The organism is Verticiella alkaliphila, from assembly GCF_018904615.1.
Taxonomy (GTDB): Bacteria; Pseudomonadota; Gammaproteobacteria; order Burkholderiales; family Burkholderiaceae_B; genus Verticiella; species Verticiella alkaliphila.
Genome location: NZ_JADCNH010000018.1, coordinates 14,475 through 31,470 on the forward strand (window position 1 = coordinate 14,475; position 16,996 = coordinate 31,470).

Genomic DNA, 16,996 nt, shown 5'->3' on the forward strand with positions numbered 1-16,996 from the left:
GCGCGCCTGCTCGCCCAGGGCGAGTTGGTCGCCATGCCGACCGAGACGGTGTATGGGCTTGCGGCCGACGCCACCCAACCCGACGCCGTGGGCAAGATTTTCGCGGCCAAGGGGCGGCCTAACGACCATCCGGTCATCGTGCACCTGTTGCCCGATGCGGATCTCTCGGTGTGGGCTGCCCAGGTACCTGCCACCGCGCGGGCGCTCGCTGCTGCTTTCTGGCCCGGCCCGCTCACGATGATTCTGCCGCGCGCGCTGGTGTCTCGGATGCCCTGACCGGCGGCCAGGACACGGTGGGCCTGCGGTGTCCCGCTCATCCCGTGGCGCTCGCTCTGCTGCGCGCGTTTCGCGATGCGGGCGGCAGCGGGGCCGTTGCGGCCCCCTCGGCCAATCGGTTCGGCCGCGTGAGCCCGACGCGCGCCGCGCATGTCGCAGAGGAGTTCGGCGTTGCCGTGGACCTCATTCTCGATGGCGGTCAGTGCCCCATCGGCATCGAGTCCACGATCGTGGATCTGTCGCGCGAGCGTCCCGTCCTGCTGCGCCCTGGTCACATTGCACCGGCCGAGCTCGCGGCCGTGATGGGCGACAGCGTCTGGTCGCCGGATGGCACGCTGGCGGCGGGCGCGCCCACGGCTGGCAAGGATGCCGCCCCTGCCAGCGACGCTCCCCGTGTGCCAGGCGCGCTGGCCGCGCACTACGCGCCGCGCACCCGTCTGCAGCTCGTCCCGGCGGCCTCGCTCGCGGCCGCGTTGGCGACGGCAGCGAACGCTGGCGAGCAGGTGGCGGTGTGGTCCACCGTCCTGCCCGACGGGCTGGCGAAGCACGCATGGCGCGAACGTCCGGCGCTGGCCGCGGGGGCGGCCCACGCCCTGTATGCAGTGCTGCGTGAGCTCGACGCCGGAGGCTTCGACCGGATCCTGGTCGAGGCGCCGCCCGCCGACCCCGCCTGGGACGCCGTGCGCGATCGCCTGGGGCGTGCTGTCGCCGGATCCGGAGACACGACCGAGTCCTGACCGCGCCGGCCTGCACGTCGCTCGGGCGTGCTGCCAAATGTGCGCAAGTTTCTCTTGAAGACATGCGAATCTGCTCGTACCGCTGCGGTGGTCGCAGCGGACGCTATTTCTTCAAGAGGACATTGTCATGTCAGAACAAACCGAGTTCGAGCGTCGTGCCGGCCTGCTGCCCTTCGCCGAGCAAGTCCCTGAGACCCTGCCTTTCACCGTGCGCGTCGTCGACGACAGCGACGGCCTCGAGCGCGTCGTGGCCCTGCGCCAGTCGGCGTATGGCCGCCACGTGCCAGAGGTGGCGCGTCACCTGGGGGCGCCAGAGGTCCACGATCACGATCCGGGCAGTGTGGTCCTCATCGTCGAGTCCAAGCTCGACGGGGCGGCACTCGGCACCATGCGAGTGCAGACCAACCGGTTCGGGCCGCTCTGGCTGGAGCAATCCGTGCAGTTGCCGGTGTGGCTGCACGGGCAGGTCCTGGCCGAAGCGACACGCCTGGGCGTGTCCCTGGGCGGCGTCGGGCGGCTGGCCAAGACGGTGCTCTTCAAGGCCTACTTTCTCTTTTGCGTGCAGGCGGGCGTCGACTGGATGGTGATCGCCGGACGTGCTCCTCTGGATCGTCAGTACGAGGCCTTGCTCTTTCAGGAAGTCTTCCCGGGGCAGGGTTTTCAGCCCATGCAGCACGCTGGCGGCATCCTGCATCGGGTGCTGGCGTTCGAGGTCGCCACGGCCGAGCGCCGTTGGCGCGAGAATCGACATCCTTTGTATAACTTTGTGTTTCGAACGAGACATCCCGATATCGTGCTGGGAGGAGATTTGATTAAGATGGAGGCTTCGCGGGGACTGCTCCAGACCAGTCTGGAGGGATGACGGCCCTGGTGATATCTGCGTGCGCTGGGCCATGTGCCGTCGAAGGCCCGGTGCGCGATTCACAGTCAGGGTGTACATGCAGCATCGTTCCCCGGCACGCCGCCTTCGCGAGCTCCTTTCGTCGGGGGCGGCATTTGACTGGCTGTCGGCCGCGATCTCGTATTACGTGGTGCCGCTGGCCATCATCGCATTTTCGGTGGTGGTCTTCGTCTTTCAGCCGAGCGTCTACGGCGAACACACTCAGGCCGAGGGGCTGGCGTTCCAGTCACTCGCGCAGACCCCGACTCTCGATACGCCCGAACTTGCCCTGCAGGCCTTGCAGACGCGCCCGCTCACGTCGTACCTGGATCTGCAGCTGTCCGAGGTGCCGCACTGGTTCACCTTCGCCGTGCCGCCGGCCATCGCTGCCGATGCGGACGCCGCGATCGAGTTTCCGTCACGCCATGCCCGCGAGATCGCCTGTTGGCGCACCTCGGATCTTCAATCGGTGGGCGGGGCAAACCGTGAGCGCGATTGGGGCGCGTTCTCGGCGGCCAAGGCAGGTTTTGCGCTCGCCATCGGCGAGGCGGGCTCACCATCCCATCTGATCTGCCGCGCGCATTCTCGGGCCCGGCGCGCCTCACGGTACTGGCCTGGCACGACGATGCGTTGACAAGCTCGGTGCGCGCCTTCGAGCATGCCACGGGCGTGCTCGAGGGCGGCCTGCTCACGCTCGCTGCGCTCACCCTGATGACGGCACTGATCACGCGCGAATCGCGCTACGTGCTCTTTGCGGTCTGGCTGCTCGGCAACCTGCGTCTGGGCGGCATCAGCATGGGCTTCGATACCCAGTGGCTCACCCGCAGCATCCCGCCAGGCTGGATGGACTCGGTACGTCAGCTCACGATCGCGATCTACTACATCGTCACGTACACACTCTTCGGCCAGTTCCTGCGTACCGAACTCTCCCGGGTCGGCTATGCCTGGCTCTTCCGGTTTGCGTCTCGCGCAGGGCTCGTCCTGCTCGTGCTGGCGCTGGTCCTGGACTTCTCCACGTTCCTGCCGGCGATGTGGGTAATCGTCAGTTTCAGCATCGTGGTGGTCACGTTCTTTCTCGCCCGCATCGCGATCGTGACCCGATCCCGCATCGCGGTCTGGTATGCGGTCGCGCTCGTCATCGTCTTCGTCTCGACGTTGTCCGAAGTCATCGCCGCGGCCTTCGGTTTCAAGCTCGTGATCGGCGCGCTCAACAGCGTCACCGCGGCGCTCGCGGCGAGCCTGGTGGCAGCTTTCGCCTTCGCCGAGCAGATCCGTCTGGAGCGCCAGGAGCGCCTGGATGCGCAGGCCGAGCTGCACAGGACCTACGAGACCGCCCCGGTGGGTCTCTTCACCTTGGACGCCGAGGGCCGCTTCGTGCGGTGCAATGCTGCCTTGCAGCGACTGCTCGATCTGCATCCAGGTCCGCAGGAGGAGCGGTGGGGCACCTATTTCGAACCGGGGGCCTGGGCACGCCTGCGTGAGATCGTCCGTCACGGCGGCGAGGCCGAGATCCGCGGCGCGCCGCGTCCGGATGGCAGCGCGCGCTGGTATCTCGTGCGTGGTGCGCAAGCCCATCATTCGCATATCGAAGGCTCGCTGCAGGACATCACCGAGCGACGCGAGGCCACGGACCGTCTGCGCTTCATCGCGCACAACGATTCGCTCACCGGCGTGCTCAATCGCCGGGGCATCGAGAGCAAGCTCGATGCGGTCATCCGTCATGCCGATCGCGAAGCCCCGCTGGCGCTCGCCTACCTGGATCTGGACCGCTTCAAGCTCATCAACGACCTGTATGGTCATCAGGCCGGCGACGAAGTGCTCAAGCAGGTCTGCGAGCGCGTGCAGGGCTTGCTCGGGCCCGGGCAGCACATGGGGCGCGTGGGGGGCGACGAGTTCATCCTCGTCTTGCGTCGCACGTCCATGGCCGAGGCGGCCGCGCTCGCCCGGCGTGTCTTCGACGTGGTCGGGGATTCGCCGTACCGGCTGCGCCGCCGCGCCTTTCAGGTCCGGACCTCGATCGGACTCATCGAGATCGCGGCCGACATGCGGGCGCAGGATGCGATCTCGGCGGCCGATCGGGCATGTCGCGAGGCCAAGCGGGGCACGCACGGGCACGTCGTCACGTATGAGAAGGATGACCCGGCCTTTCAGGCGCGCATCGAGGAACTGCGCCTCATCGAGGCGCTGGGCAGCACCTTCTCGCCCGCCGGTCTCATGCTCATGATGCAGCCCATCATGTCCTTGCAGTCGCCCGAGGCATCGCTCAACTTCGAAGTGCTGCTGCGCATGCGCGAGCCGGATGGCACGATCCTTCCCGCAGGCCGCGTGATCGCCGCGGCCGAGGCCAACGGCACCATCGGCGAGCTCGACAAATGGGTGCTGGAATCCACGCTTACCTGGCTGCTGCAGCACGGTGCGAATCTGCCGAACACGCACTTTGTCTGCGTGAACCTGAGCGGCGCCTCGATCAACGACGAGTCGTTCATGGCCGATACGTATCGCATCCTGGAACGCTATCCGTCGGTGGTGCGGTTCCTGTGCATCGAGATCACCGAGAGCGTGGCCTTGCACGACATCGACAATTCGCGCCGCTTCATCGAGCAGCTGCAGCGCCTGGGGGCCCGCATCGCGCTGGATGACTTCGGGGCAGGCTACACGTCGTTCTCCTACCTGAAGGAGTTCTCGGCCCATGCCCTGAAGATCGATGGCGCATTCATCCAGAGCATGCAGGCGCATCCGGCCAACGCGGCCATCCTGGAGGCCATCGTCGAACTCGCACGCAACCTGGGCATGCGCAGCATCGCCGAGTGGGTGGAGGACTACGACACGCTGTCGGCGCTGGCTGCTCTGGGCGTGGACTACGTGCAGGGCTTCATCATCGCGCCCCCCATGTCGCCGGATCGTCTGCTCACGGGAACATCGGCCGCGAGTTTCATCACCGATGCGCGTGTTCTGGCGTTCGTGCAGGCTCGCCGAGAGGGTAGGGCGCACGAATCGCCGGGTGGCTACCTGCATTGAACCTTGCGAAAAATGCGGGGTTGTTGCGCGGATAGCCAGTATTCATGCGGCTTTGCGCTGGATTTACTTGACAGCGATTCAGGCGCGATGCTTGAATACGCGCTTTCCGCCGCACGTAGAGGTGGCGGACGGTGGCGAGAACATACGTTTTCCACAGACATACCTTGTGAGGGGTTATGAACAAGTCCGAACTGATCGAACATATCGCCAGCCAGGCCGACATCTCCAAAGCGGCCGCCGGCCGTTCGCTGGATGCGGTGATCGGGGCCGTCAAGGCAACGCTCAAGAAAGGCCGCACGGTCACGCTCGTGGGTTTCGGCACCTTTGCCGTGACCACCCGCGCTGCCCGCACGGGTCGCAATCCGCGCACCGGCGAAGCCATCAAGATCAAGAAGGCCAAGGTGCCGAAGTTCCGTCCGGGCAAGGCCCTGAAGGACGCCATCAACTGATCGTGATGGCACCGCCTCTCCTTGAGAGGGGCGCACGGCGCAGTTCGGGTACAATGCCCGACTCGCTGCCGCGGCAGGGCGCGCAGATGCGCGCTGAGCCAGACGCGATGGGTGCTTAGCTCAGCTGGTAGAGCGGCGCCCTTACAAGGCGTAGGTCGGGGGTTCGAACCCCTCAGCACCCACCACCATCGCGCAAGGCAAGAAGGAATACAAAAAGGCGAATCTCGGTTCGCCTTTTTTTCGCTCACATGAATCATGTTGGCGCGTAGCGTGAGACGCACCGCCAGAAGGGGAGAGCCGGCCAATGTTCGATCTGGTACGCAACCACAAGCGGTGGATGCTGCTGTTGGTGCTGATTCTCATCCTCCCCTCGTTCGTGCTGTTCGGCATCGAAGGTTATTCCCGTTTCGTCGAAGGCGACCGCGCCGTCGCGCGCGTGCATGGCGAGCCGATCACCGTGCAGGAATACGAAGCGGCGCGTCGCGCCGAGCTCGATGCCGCCCGCCGCCAGCAGGCTGCCAATTTCGACGCCGTCCTGATGGATTCGCGCGAACGCCGCGAAGCCACGCTCGAGCGCCTCATCGAAGATCGCGTGATCGCGGCTGCCGTGGCCGATGGCCGCTATGCCGTGTCGGATGCGGCCTTGCGCCAGGCCATCGCCCAACAACCTGGCGTGCAGAACAACGGCCGCTTCGATCCGGCGCTCTATCAGCAGATGCTGGCCATGCGTGGCATGAGCTCGGATCAGTTCGAAGCCGCGATGCGCTACGAGCTCGCGCGCCAGCAGGTGCTGCAGCCCGTGCTGGCCTCGGGCATGGCCTCCGAGACCCTCGTGTCGGCGCTGCTTGCCGGCATGCGCGAAGAGCACACCGTGCGCCTGCGCACCTTCCGCGTGGAAGATCGCCTGGCGGCCGTCAACGTGCCTGAGGCGGACATCAAGGCCTACTACGACGCCAACCCCGAGGCCTTTCATGTGCCCGAGACGGTGGACGCGCAGTACCTGGTGCTCAACAGCGACGCCATGATCCGTGACGTCAAGGTCTCCGACGAAGAACTGCAGTCCTACTACGAGCAGAACCGCGCGCGTCTGTCGAGCCCTGAGGTCCGAGAAGTCAGCCATATCCTCATCGTGCCCGAGGGCAACGGCGCCGACGCGCTGGCCGCGGCCCGCTCGAAGGCCGAGTCGGTGCTGGCCAAGGTCCGCGAGAATCCGGCCGGCTTTGCCGACGTCGCGCGTGCCGAGTCCGCCGACACAGGGACGGCGGACAACGGTGGCTCGCTGGGCCAGATCAGCCGCGGCGCCATGGTGCCTGCGTTCGAGACGGCTGCCTTCGCCCTGAAGCAGGGCGAGATCTCCGACGTCGTGCAGACGGACTTCGGCCTGCACATCATCAAGGCCGATCGCGTGGTAGGTGGCAACGTGCCTGCGCTTGCCGACGTGCGCGATCGTCTGCTCCAGGAGATCCGTCTGCAACAGGCGAGCGAGCGCTTCGGCGAGGCTGCGGGCCAGCTGACCCGTCTCGTCTACGACACCCCGGACACGCTGCAGACCGCAGCCGACACCCTCGGCCTTACGGTTGAGGAAGCCAAGGGCATCACCCGCGAAGCCGCGCCGGCAGACGCGCCCGCCATCTTCCAGGATGCCCGCGTACGCGAGGCGCTCTTCTCCCGTCAGGTGATGCGCGACAAGCAGAACTCGGGCGTGGTCGAACTCGCGCCCGACGAACTGGTCGCCTTGCGTGCCCTGGCCGTGCATCCGGCTGCCACGCGCCCGCTCGAGGAAGTCTCCGCCAGCATTCGCGAGACGCTCGCCACGGAGCGCGCCACGGCGCAGGCTGCCGAAGCCGGCCGTGCGTTCGTGCAGGCCGCCAACGAAGGCAAGGGCCGCGAGGGCTTTGGTGAGCCCATCACCGTGGCCTTGAGCGATCCGCAAGGCCTCTCGATGGACGTGCTGCGTGCCATTCGGACCGTGCCCGCCGACGCCAGCTTCCCGGTGTTCACCGGTGCGGCCAATGCCAACGGCGATTACGTCGTGGCCCAGGTCGATGGCGTGAAGGCCGCCGAGGCGCCCGCCGAGGATGCCGTCAAGGCCGAGCGCGACGCGCTGGGCGATGCCCTGGCCCAGGCGCAGGCCGAGGCCTTCTTCCGCGCCCTGCGCGAGCGCTACGAGGTGGTGCGCGAGCCGCTGGCCGACGAGATCCTCGCTCAGGGCGAGGACGAGCAGAGCTGATCGTCTTCCGGCAGCCGCGCTGCCTGGTGTGAAAGAGACCTCCGCGAGCGATCCCGGAGGTCTTTTTCATGGGCGCGCGGGCCACAGTCTTCACCCGGGCGGCGTCGATCTCGTATACTACCCCCCAGTATAGAAACGCTGACCTGCGTCAGACCGGACGACCCATGCCCCACAGCCCTGAAGACAAGAAGCGCGCCATCACCCGGCTGCGCCGCATTCGCGGCCAGGCCGAGGCGCTCGAGCGCACGGTCGAGGAAGGTGCCGCCTGTGGCGCGGTGCTGCAGCAGCTCGCGGCCATCAAGGGTGCCGTGAACGGTCTCATGGCCGACGTGCTGGAGGGTCACTTGCGCGAGACGTTCGGGGATCCCGACAAGGCGCTGGACGACTCGATCGACGAGACGCTGGCCCTCATGCGTTCCTATCTTCGCTGAACCCGCCATCCACCCAAGGAAGCCATCCCATGAAATCCCGTGCCGCCGTCGCATTCGAAGCAGGCAAGCCGTTGCAGATCGTCGAGATCGATGTCGCGCCCCCGCAGAAGGGCGAAGTCCTGGTCAAGATCACCCACACGGGCGTGTGCCATACCGACGCCTTCACGCTCTCCGGCGACGATCCGGAAGGCCTCTTCCCGGTCGTGCTGGGCCACGAGGGTGCCGGGATCGTGGTCGAGGTGGGCGAGGGTGTCACCAGCGTGAAGCCGGGCGATCACGTGATCCCGCTCTACACCGCCGAGTGCGGCGAGTGTCTCTTCTGCAAATCCGGCAAGACCAACCTGTGCGTGGCTGTGCGCGCCACCCAGGGCAAGGGCGTGATGCCGGATGGCACCACCCGCTTTTCCTACAACGGCCAGCCGCTGTACCACTACATGGGCTGCTCGACCTTCAGCGAGTACACGGTCGTGGCCGAAGTCTCGCTCGCCAAGGTCAACCCGGATGCCAACCCTGAGCACGTCTGCCTGCTCGGCTGCGGCGTCACCACGGGCCTGGGCGCGGTGAAGAACACCGCCAAGGTCCAGCCCGGGGATTCGGTCGCCGTCTTCGGCCTGGGCGGCATCGGCCTCGCGGTGATCCAGGGCGCCAAGCGCGCCCAGGCGGGCCGCATCATCGCCGTGGACACCAATCCGGCCAAGTTCCCGCTCGCACAGACGTTCGGCGCCACCGATGTGGTCAACCCCAAGGACTACGACAAGCCGATCCAGCAAGTCATCGTCGAGATGACGGGCTGGGGCGTGGATCACTCGTTCGAGTGCATCGGCAACGTCAACGTCATGCGTGCCGCGCTCGAGTGCGCGCACCGCGGCTGGGGCCAGTCGGTGATCATCGGCGTGGCCGGTGCAGGCCAGGAGATCTCCACCCGACCGTTCCAGCTCGTCACCGGCCGCAGCTGGAAGGGCACGGCCTTCGGCGGCGTGAAGGGCCGCTCCGAGCTGCCTGGCATGGTGGAAGAAGCCATGCGCGGCGACATCCAGCTCGAGCCCTTCGTCACGCACAGCCTGCCGCTGAACGAGATCAACGAGGCCTTCGACCTGATGCATGAGGGCAAGTCGATCCGCTCGGTGATTCACTACGCCTGATCGACGGCGCAGGCGGGATGCGAGCCACGCTGGCATCCCGCAGCCACGACGACGAAGGCCGGCGATGGCCGGCCTTCGTCGTTGCAGCGGCCGCCTGCGGCCGCCGCATCCGGACGGTCCACGCTACTTCGTGATGTCAACGTCCTTCGTCTCCTTCAGGAAGAAGGTGCCGATCACGAAGGTGATGACGGCGATGATGATCGGATACCACAGGCCCGCATACATGTTGCCGGTGAGCAGCACGAGGGCGAACGCGGTGGTGGGCAGGAAGCCGCCGAACCAGCCGTTGCCGATGTGGTACGGCAGCGACATGGACGTGTAGCGGATCCGGGTGGGGAAGAGCTCCACCAGCCAGGCCGCAATCGGCCCGTACACCATGGTCACGTAGAGCACCAGGATGGTGAGCAGCAGCAGGATCATCGGCTTATTCATCTGCGCCGGATCGGCCGTGCGCGGATAGCCCGCGGCGTCGATGGCGGCGGTGAGGTCAGCCGAGAGCTTGGATTGCGCGGCCTTGGCCTGCTCAGGCGTCATGCCGGTGACGTCCACGCTCTGCACCACCGTCTGGCCGATGCGCACACTGGCCAACGAGCCTGCCGCCGAACCTTCCGTGGTGTAGGACACGCTGCGCTGGTTCAGCACGTTCTTGACCAGGTCGCACGAGTTGTTGAAGGTCACGTGCCCCTTCAGCTCGCCGGGGACGAACTGGAACGAGCAGTCGCGCGGATCGGCCACGACTACGGCCGGGTTGTTGCGCGCGGCCGATTCGAGTGCCGGGTTGGCGTAGTGCGTGAGGCCCTTGAAGATCGGGAAGTAGGTGAGGGCAGCCAACAGGCAGCCGGCCATGATGATGGGCTTGCGGCCGATCTTGTCCGAGAGCCAGCCGAAGAAGATGAAGCCGCCGGTGGCGATGAGCAGTGCGGCCGCGATGAAGAGGTTGGCCGTGACGGCATCCACCTTGAGGGTCTGCGTCATGAAGAAGAGCGCATAGAACTGACCCGCGTACCACACGACGGCCTGGCCGGCGGTGGCGCCGAGCAGGGCGAGCAGCACGATCTTGCCGTTCTTCCAGTTGCCGAAGCTTTCCTTCAGCGGCGCCTTCGAGCCCGTGCCTTCCGCCTTCATCTTCTGAAAGAGCGGGGATTCCTGCAGCTTCATCCGGATCCAGACGGAGATCAGCAGCAGCACGAACGAGATCAGGAACGGAATGCGCCAGCCCCACTCGGCAAAGGCTTCCGGGCCGAGCGCGAGGCGGCAGCCCAGGATCACCAGCAGCGAGAGGAAGAGGCCGATGGTGGCCGTGGTCTGGATGAAGCTCGTGTACAGACCGCGCTTGCCGTGCGGCGCATGCTCGGCCACGTAGGTGGCTGCGCCGCCGTACTCGCCGCCCAGTGCCAGGCCCTGCAGGCAGCGCAGCACCACGAGCAGGATCGGCGCGGCGATCCCGATGGTGGCGTAGGTGGGCAGGAGGCCCACGAAGAAGGTCGACACCCCCATGATCAGAATCGTGATGAGGAAGGTGTGCTTGCGACCGATGAGATCCCCCAGCCGCCCGAAGACGATGGCGCCGAAGGGCCGCACGGCAAAGCCTGCGGCGAAGGTGAGCAGCGCCATCACGAAGGCGCTGCCCGGGGGGAGGGCAGAGAAGAAGTGCACCGCGATCACCGCGGCCAGCGAACCGTAGAGGTAGAAGTCATACCACTCGAAGACGGTCCCGAGGCTGGACGCGAGAATCACTTTCTTGTGTTCTTTCGTCATGCCTTGTTCAGACCGCGGGGTGTCGATCGATATCGCGGACATGGTGTGCTGTCTCCCGGCGTTTGTGTTGGAGGGGATAGTGCCGTGACCGCCTACGACGCAACCCGCGTCACCGACGGATACGCGTAGCCTGCGCGCATGCTCGCGTGAGTCCTATTCGCCTTTGGTCGAAACCGCGCGCATCCTTCGACCATCGTCTAACCCCGCCTCGATCGACATGGGTGCACGATGCGTACAATCGTTCGCATCCCCCGTTCTGCGCGCTGGTGCACCATGCCCACCCTGCTCATCGTCGATGACCACCCGCTGTTTCGCGAGGCCTTGCGCAGCGCGGTTCAGCGTGTGTTGCCTGAGGCGCAACTGCACGAGGCCGATGGCGTCGATGCCTTGTACACCCTGGCCGATACCTATCCTGATGCCGATCTGCTCCTGATGGATCTGTCCATGCCGGGCGCCCAGGGCTTTAGTGCGCTCGTGCATCTGCGGGCGCGCCATCCGCAGATGCCCATCGTGGTGGTCTCTGGCCGGGAAGAGCCGGCGGTGGTGCAGCGTGCGCTGCACCATGGGGCCCTGGGCTTCATCCCCAAATCCACCGATTCGCGCACGATCGGCACCGCCATTGCGGCGGTGCTCGACGGTGAGCGCTGGGTGCCGTCCCATGTCGATACGGCATCCACCGTGGATCCCGCCGAGCACGACGTCGCCTTGCGTGTGCGTGAACTCACGCCGCAGCAGTTCCGCGTGCTGCAGATGCTGGGCAGCGGACGCCTGAACAAGCAGATCGCCTACGACATCGGGGTCTCGGAAGCCACGATCAAGGCGCACGTCACCGCCATTCTGCGCAAGCTGGGCGCCACCAATCGCACGCAGGCCGTGCTGATGGCCGGCAAGCTCGCCATCGATCCGGACGGTATCGTGCTGCCGCCGGACGAGGGCGATTGAGGCGAGACTGTATCGCCGGCCTCGGACAGCGCCCCTGCACCGCGTGGCATCACCGCAATCACGGCGCCGGCGGCGGACCTGCCTGATGATGCGCTGCCAGAAAGGCGCGTAGCGAGGCTGGCCGTATCGGTTTGGTCAGCAGGCGGTAGCCGCGCTCGCGTGCCGCGCTCTGCACTTCCGGTCGTCCGTCGGCGGTGAGCAGGGCGCCCACGAAGGGCGTGGACTGCAACGCCCGCAGCGCGTCCAGACAGTCCAGGCCATCCAGGCGATCGTGCAGGTGGTAATCCACGAGGAAGACGTGGGGCGCGTGGGTCTTGGCGGTCTGCATGGCCTCGTCCACTGTGCTGGCGGTGGCTACCTCCACCTGCCAGCGTCCGAGCAGCGCGCGCATGCCATGCAGGATCTCTGGGTCATTGTCCACGCAAAGCACCCGCAGGCCGCCCAGCGTGCCCGTCTGCACGGGCACCGCGCGGGGCGCGGCAGGCGCCACCGCCCCCTCGGCCGAGCGCGGTACCGTCACGCAGAACGCGCTGCCGCGCCCGACGATGCTGCGGGCCTGCAGCGGGTGCCCGAGCATGCGGGAGATGCGCTGGCAGATCGAGAGTCCGAGCCCCAGGCCTTGTTCTCCCCAGTCGAACGGCTGCTGATAGCGCTTGAACTCGTCGTAGATCTGCCGCATGTGCTGCTCGGGGATGCCCGGCCCGGTGTCGCACACCAGAAAGGTGACATCGCGGGCGCGCACGCGCACGCCCACCACGATGCGGCCGGTGCGCGTGTAGCGCAGCGCATTGGACAGGAAATTCTGCAGCACGCGCCGCAGCAGCTGACGATCCGTGCGCACCAGGCACGGTCTCGCGTGGATGCGCAGGCCCAGACCGCGCGCACGGGCCAGACCGTCGTATTGCTCGGCGAGTTCGCGCAGCAGCGCTGCCGCGTCCACATCGGTCAGCGTAGGCCGGGCGCCCCGGGCATCGAGGCGGGACACGTCGAGCAGGCCTTCGAGCAGCTCCTCGGCGGCGCGCAGCGACGCATCGACGCGCCCCGCGAGGTGGCGTTGTTCCTGCACGTCGTCGGTGGCCCGCAGGGCCGAGGCGAAGAGCCGGGCGGCGTTTAGCGGCTGCAGCACGTCGTGGCTGATCGCGGCGAGAAAGCGGGTCTTGGATTGCTGGGCGGCCTCGGCCTCCTGGCTGCGCTCGGTCACGCGCTGCTCCAGCGTCTCGTTGGCTTCGCGCAGGTCGCGCTCGGCACGTTTGAAGTCCGTGATGTCGTTGAAACTCGTCACGTAGCCGCCGCCCGGCAGGGGCTGGCCGCGCATCTCGATCACGCTGCCGTCACCGCGCACGCGTTCGAAGACGTGGGGTGAGCCTGCCCGCATGTAGTCCACCCGCTTGCCGATCTGCTCCTCGAGGTTGCCTTCGCCGAGCTCGCCGCGCTCGGCATTGAAGCGGATGAGATCCGCCACGGGCCGGCCCACGTACAGCATGCCGTCCGGATACTCGAAGAGCTGCTGGTAGCGCCGGTTCCACGCCACCAGGCGCATGTCCGCATCGACCATGCTCACGCCCGCGCTGATGTTCTCGAGGGTGGTGGCGAGGATCTCCCGGTTGAAGCGCAGCTCCTGGCCGGCTTCGTCCATCACGGCGACCACCTCGGAGAGCTCCATGCCCGAGCCGCGCAGCATGGACACCATCACCAGCCGGGCCGAGGCCGCCCCGATCGAGGCGGCGAGCAGCCGCTCGGTGAACTGCACCCAGGCGCGGTCGGCCGCGGCATTGGGCTGCAGGCGTAGCCCGCGCACCGCGGCCTGCTCGACGAAGGCCCGATGCGCATGCTGCTCGCCCACCATGCGCACGGCGAGCGCGCGCAGATCCTCGATGCTGACGGTGGTGCCCGGCCATTCCCCGGCGGCAAGGGCATGCTGCTTGGCGTAGGGATCCAGGAAGGGCGCGATGCGCAGGCGCTCCTCCACGCTCGGGCGCCAGCGCGCGGACACCAGCATCATCACGGCCGCGTTGAGCAGCAATGACCAGAAGGTGCCATGCGTGAGCGGCTCCCAGCCCACCAGGCCGAAGAGCTGGCGCGGCTGCAGCCACGCGATGCCGAAGGGGCCCGTGACGATCCACCCGGCGTCGAACCAGCCGGCTTCGGCCAGTGTGGGCAAGAGCAGGGTGTAGCTCCAGGTGATGAAGCCCACGAGCATGCCAAGTTCCACGCCGCGTCGGCTGGCACCCCGCCAGTACAGCCCGCCGATGAGGCCGGGGGCGAATTGCGCCACTGCGACGAAGGCCATGAGGCCGTAGGAGGCCAGCGAGTTCTCCGCGCCGCTGGTGCGGTAGTAGGCGTAGGCGCACACGGACAGCAGCACGATCACGATCCGGCGCACCCAGAGCACCAGCGAGGCGACGTCCGCCTGGGCGTGGCGCTTGTCCCAGCCGCGGCGCAGCAGCACCGGCATCACGAGATCGTTGCTCACCATGGTGGCGAGCGCGATGCTCGAGACGATGACCATACCGGTGGCCGCAGAGAAGCCGCCGATGTAGGCCACCAGCGCGAGCGAGTCGCGGCCCAGCACCAGCGGCATGGTGAGCATGATGGCGTCCGCCCCGCCCGCGGCGAAGTCGCCGAAGATGGCGCGTGCTGCCACGGCCACCGGCACCACCATCGCCGAGATGATGAGCAGGTAGGCGCCGAACATCCAGCGGGCCCGCCGCACGTCGCCCACGTCACCGCACTCCACCACGGCCACCTGGAATTGGCGTGGCAGGCACACGATGGCCAAAAAGCTCAATACCGTCTGCGCGACGAACCCGTCCGGCACCGAGTGCAGAAAGAGGGCTTGGGCGCCGGCGGCCAGGTCCAGTGAGGCATCGCGCAACCAGAACCAGGCGAAGACGCCCACGGCCACCATGGCCACGAGCTTGACCACCGACTCGAGCGCGATGGCGAGCATCATGCCGTGGTGGTGCTCCGTCGCGTCGACCTGTCGCGTGCCGAAGAGCGCTGCGAACAAGGCCATCAGTAACGCCACGTAGAGCGCCGGGTCGGTCAGCACCGACTGGTGCGCCGTTTCGCCGCCCGTCAGCACCGCCAGGCTCATCGCCACGGCCTTGTACTGCAGCGCGAGGTAGGGCAGGATGCCGACCAGGGCGATGAACGTGACGAGGGCTGCGAGGCGGCGCGAACGGCCGTAGCGCGAGGCGATGAAATCCGAGATCGACACCGTATTCTGCGAGCGGGCGATCAGGGCCAGGCGTTCGATGATGCGCCAGCCAAAGAGCATCAGCAGCAGCGGGCCGAGATAGATCGGCAGGTACGAGAGCCCGTGGCGCAGGGCGCTGCCCACGGCGCCGTAGAACGTCCAGGACGAGCAGTAGACCGCCAGCGCGAGACTGTAGACCACCGGGCGCAGCCAGGGACGGTCGGGGTACAGGGGGCGGCGGTCGCCCCACCAGGCCACGGCAAAGAGCAGCGCGGCGTAGCCGACGGACACCAGCAGCAGAATCCCATTTCGCATGGCCGAGCGCGCGCCTCCCTGGCGGCAGTGTAGCGGGGTGCCGTGCCGCGCGGAATGGGGCATTCCCTGCGTGGGTGCGCCGATCGGCTTTGCGTTGGCTGTCGCGCTTCTTTAGCATGGGCGCACTGCGCGACCCGCGCCTTTCCCGACGGCACCATGTCACTTCGCCTAGCGACCGGATTCCTCCTCCTGAGCCTGAGTGGGGTCGCCCTGTCTCAACATGCCTTCGCCGCCAGCTTCGACTGCGCCCGCGCGGCGACGCCGACCGAGCAGGCGATCTGCGAGAGGCCGGCGCTGGCCGAGCAGGATCGTGCGCTTGCCGAGGTCTACGCGAGGCGCCTCGGGCTGGCGAAGGCCGGCAACGCGCAGACGGTTGACGCCTTGCGTGCGTCGCAACGCGCCTGGCTGAAGACGCGCGATCGCTGCGGCAGGGATGCGGACTGTCTTCAGGCCAGCTACACGCAGCGCATCGCCGAATTCAGGAACGACATCGCGCTCGTGGACCGTTATGTGCCCGACGAGGTCGACCGTCTGGCGGCGGACGACCTGCGCGCGGCGATCGAGGCGCACCGGCGGACAGATCCCGAATCCGCCGTGGAGCGAGCGCTGGAGACCCTCCAGATCCCCGCGGCCGGCCTCACGTCGTTCGGCCCCGATGCGAGCCTGGAGCCGACCGGCGTGTTCGGACTTCCGGCGCAGCGGCCCTCGGGGGTGACTGAAGACGAGTGGCGCGCGCTGCGCGCCTCACCGATCGCCGTGGAAGCCGAAGGCGGCAACGTCGGCTACACGCTGGTGGATCTGGATGGCGACGGCCAGCGCGATCTGATCATCGATGCGTATGTGGGGGGGACGGGGCTCTTCTCCTACGTGAGCACGTGGCGCCGTGTCGGCAGCAGGTTCCAGGCGGCAGGCGGGACGCGCCCGGGAGACGACGATGACGCCTATCTGTATTCCCTGAACGGCCGGGGCGCCAACCAGGATGCCACGTGGATCCGCCTGCGTGGACGGACCTACGCGGCCTATCGCGTGGGCTACTACGGCGTGGATACGATCTACCTGCTGCGCGCACTGCAATCGGTCGGCGAGGTGCCCGCCGTGACGGTGAACTATCGCTATGCGCTGGAACTGCCCCGCGTGCAGACGCGCGAGGACGGGCGTGCACCGGTGACGTTGAGCGAGCGCCAGCACCGGGAGCTCGTCAAGGCGCTACCCCAGGTGCGGCGCGCGCAAGGGCCGGCATCCGGGGTGTCGAGCGAGCCCCTGTGCCCGATCCCGCCCGGCACACCCGTGGACGAGCACAGCGCTTACCTGGGGATGGGACCCGGCCACTACACCTTCGAGGTCGTGGCCGATTTCCCCGTGACCCTGGCCGGGGTGTGCCATGTGGGGCGACTGATGGACTGGTTCGGGTTCTACAACGCCAAGGCCGGCGGTCTGGAGGCGCAGTATCAGATCGCGCGTCCCGGCACGGACGAGCGGGCCACTTACACGGTGCGCGGGCGGCGCAGCGTCACCGACGTAACCACCACGGTGACCCGCGTGGAGGGCGACAACGGCCGGTAGCTCAGGCTTGTCATGCAGGCCCGCTCGCGGCCCGACGCTGTGCGGTGCGCGAGCGG

Annotated in this window: 12 protein-coding genes, 1 tRNA gene and 1 pseudogene; 11 read left to right on the forward strand and 3 right to left on the reverse strand. The window is 67.3% G+C overall.

Translation table 11 applies throughout. From position 1 onward, the window contains the following. Positions 1–33 precede the first annotated feature (33 nt). From IMZ29_RS12825 to IMZ29_RS12865, 9 genes and pseudogenes are all read left to right on the forward strand, one after another. Positions 34–1,013 (forward strand): annotated as a pseudogene (locus IMZ29_RS12825) (L-threonylcarbamoyladenylate synthase). 127 nt (positions 1,014–1,140) lie between these two features. Then, positions 1,141–1,875 (forward strand): hypothetical protein, encoded by a 735-nt coding sequence (locus tag IMZ29_RS12830; protein ID WP_216184467.1) that lies wholly within the window; start codon positions 1,141–1,143, stop codon positions 1,873–1,875. A 76-nt stretch (positions 1,876–1,951) separates the two neighbouring features. Further along, positions 1,952–2,527 carry a hypothetical protein gene (locus tag IMZ29_RS12835; protein ID WP_216184469.1) on the forward strand — a complete coding sequence of 192 codons (576 nt, stop codon included), beginning with the start codon at positions 1,952–1,954 and terminating at the stop codon, positions 2,525–2,527. Continuing rightward, a complete protein-coding gene (locus tag IMZ29_RS12840) occupies positions 2,524–4,911 on the forward strand; it encodes a putative bifunctional diguanylate cyclase/phosphodiesterase (RefSeq protein WP_216184472.1) in 2,388 nt (795 codons plus the stop codon). The genes IMZ29_RS12835 and IMZ29_RS12840 overlap by 4 nt, the downstream gene beginning before the upstream one ends. A gap of 176 nt (positions 4,912–5,087) precedes the next feature. Next, on the forward strand, positions 5,088–5,360 hold the full coding sequence (locus IMZ29_RS12845) for an HU family DNA-binding protein (protein ID WP_216184475.1): 273 nt from the start codon (positions 5,088–5,090) through the stop codon (positions 5,358–5,360). Between the two features lie 109 nt (positions 5,361–5,469). Continuing rightward, positions 5,470–5,545 (forward strand) — tRNA-Val (locus tag IMZ29_RS12850). 119 nt (positions 5,546–5,664) lie between these two features. Beyond that, positions 5,665–7,590, forward strand: a complete 1,926-nt coding sequence (locus IMZ29_RS12855) for a SurA N-terminal domain-containing protein (protein WP_216184478.1) — start codon at positions 5,665–5,667, stop codon at positions 7,588–7,590. A 164-nt stretch (positions 7,591–7,754) separates the two neighbouring features. After that, positions 7,755–8,021: a metal-sensing transcriptional repressor gene (locus IMZ29_RS12860; protein WP_216184481.1), complete on the forward strand. Its 267-nt coding sequence runs from the start codon at positions 7,755–7,757 to the stop codon at positions 8,019–8,021. A gap of 29 nt (positions 8,022–8,050) precedes the next feature. Beyond that, complete coding sequence (locus IMZ29_RS12865) at positions 8,051–9,163, forward strand: S-(hydroxymethyl)glutathione dehydrogenase/class III alcohol dehydrogenase (protein WP_216184484.1); 1,113 nt, start codon at positions 8,051–8,053, stop codon at positions 9,161–9,163. On the opposite strand, the gene IMZ29_RS12870 is transcribed toward IMZ29_RS12865, so the two are convergent. Both IMZ29_RS12870 and IMZ29_RS12875 read right to left on the reverse strand, forming a co-directional pair. After that, entirely contained in the window at positions 9,154–9,303 is a 150-nt protein-coding gene (locus IMZ29_RS12870; RefSeq protein WP_216184487.1) for a hypothetical protein, read from the reverse strand. The genes IMZ29_RS12865 and IMZ29_RS12870 overlap by 10 nt on opposite strands. Next, positions 9,287–10,921: an MFS transporter gene (locus tag IMZ29_RS12875; protein WP_216184489.1), complete on the reverse strand. Its 1,635-nt coding sequence runs from the start codon at positions 10,919–10,921 to the stop codon at positions 9,287–9,289. The genes IMZ29_RS12870 and IMZ29_RS12875 overlap by 17 nt, the downstream gene beginning before the upstream one ends. 273 nt (positions 10,922–11,194) lie before the next feature. Here IMZ29_RS12875 and IMZ29_RS12880 point away from each other — a divergent pair, with 273 nt between their 5' ends. Further along, positions 11,195–11,863: a response regulator transcription factor gene (locus tag IMZ29_RS12880; RefSeq protein ID WP_216184493.1), complete on the forward strand. Its 669-nt coding sequence runs from the start codon at positions 11,195–11,197 to the stop codon at positions 11,861–11,863. A gap of 58 nt (positions 11,864–11,921) precedes the next feature. Here IMZ29_RS12880 and IMZ29_RS12885 read toward each other — a convergent pair whose 3' ends face one another. Beyond that, positions 11,922–15,377 carry a hybrid sensor histidine kinase/response regulator gene (locus tag IMZ29_RS12885; RefSeq protein ID WP_216184496.1) on the reverse strand — a complete coding sequence of 1,152 codons (3,456 nt, stop codon included), beginning with the start codon at positions 15,375–15,377 and terminating at the stop codon, positions 11,922–11,924. A 156-nt stretch (positions 15,378–15,533) separates the two neighbouring features. Between IMZ29_RS12885 and IMZ29_RS12890 the strand changes: the two genes are divergently transcribed. After that, a complete protein-coding gene (locus tag IMZ29_RS12890) occupies positions 15,534–16,940 on the forward strand; it encodes a lysozyme inhibitor LprI family protein (protein WP_216184499.1) in 1,407 nt (468 codons plus the stop codon). Positions 16,941–16,996 lie beyond the last annotated feature (56 nt).

Bases quoted from the DNA above. Each gene is read 5' to 3' on its own strand.
- IMZ29_RS12860 (WP_216184481.1), top strand. From the start codon at position 7,755: ATGCCCCACAGCCCTGAAGACAAGAAGCGCGCCATCACCCGGCTGCGC.
- IMZ29_RS12885 (WP_216184496.1), bottom strand. From the start codon at position 15,377: ATGCGAAATGGGATTCTGCTGCTGGTGTCCGTCGGCTACGCCGCGCTG.
- IMZ29_RS12855 (WP_216184478.1), top strand. From the start codon at position 5,665: ATGTTCGATCTGGTACGCAACCACAAGCGGTGGATGCTGCTGTTGGTG.
- IMZ29_RS12875 (WP_216184489.1), bottom strand. From the start codon at position 10,921: ATGACGAAAGAACACAAGAAAGTGATTCTCGCGTCCAGCCTCGGGACC.
- IMZ29_RS12835 (WP_216184469.1), top strand. From the start codon at position 1,952: ATGCAGCATCGTTCCCCGGCACGCCGCCTTCGCGAGCTCCTTTCGTCG.
- IMZ29_RS12865 (WP_216184484.1), top strand. From the start codon at position 8,051: ATGAAATCCCGTGCCGCCGTCGCATTCGAAGCAGGCAAGCCGTTGCAG.
- IMZ29_RS12890 (WP_216184499.1), top strand. From the start codon at position 15,534: ATGTCACTTCGCCTAGCGACCGGATTCCTCCTCCTGAGCCTGAGTGGG.
- IMZ29_RS12880 (WP_216184493.1), top strand. From the start codon at position 11,195: ATGCCCACCCTGCTCATCGTCGATGACCACCCGCTGTTTCGCGAGGCC.
- IMZ29_RS12845 (WP_216184475.1), top strand. From the start codon at position 5,088: ATGAACAAGTCCGAACTGATCGAACATATCGCCAGCCAGGCCGACATC.
- IMZ29_RS12830 (WP_216184467.1), top strand. From the start codon at position 1,141: ATGTCAGAACAAACCGAGTTCGAGCGTCGTGCCGGCCTGCTGCCCTTC.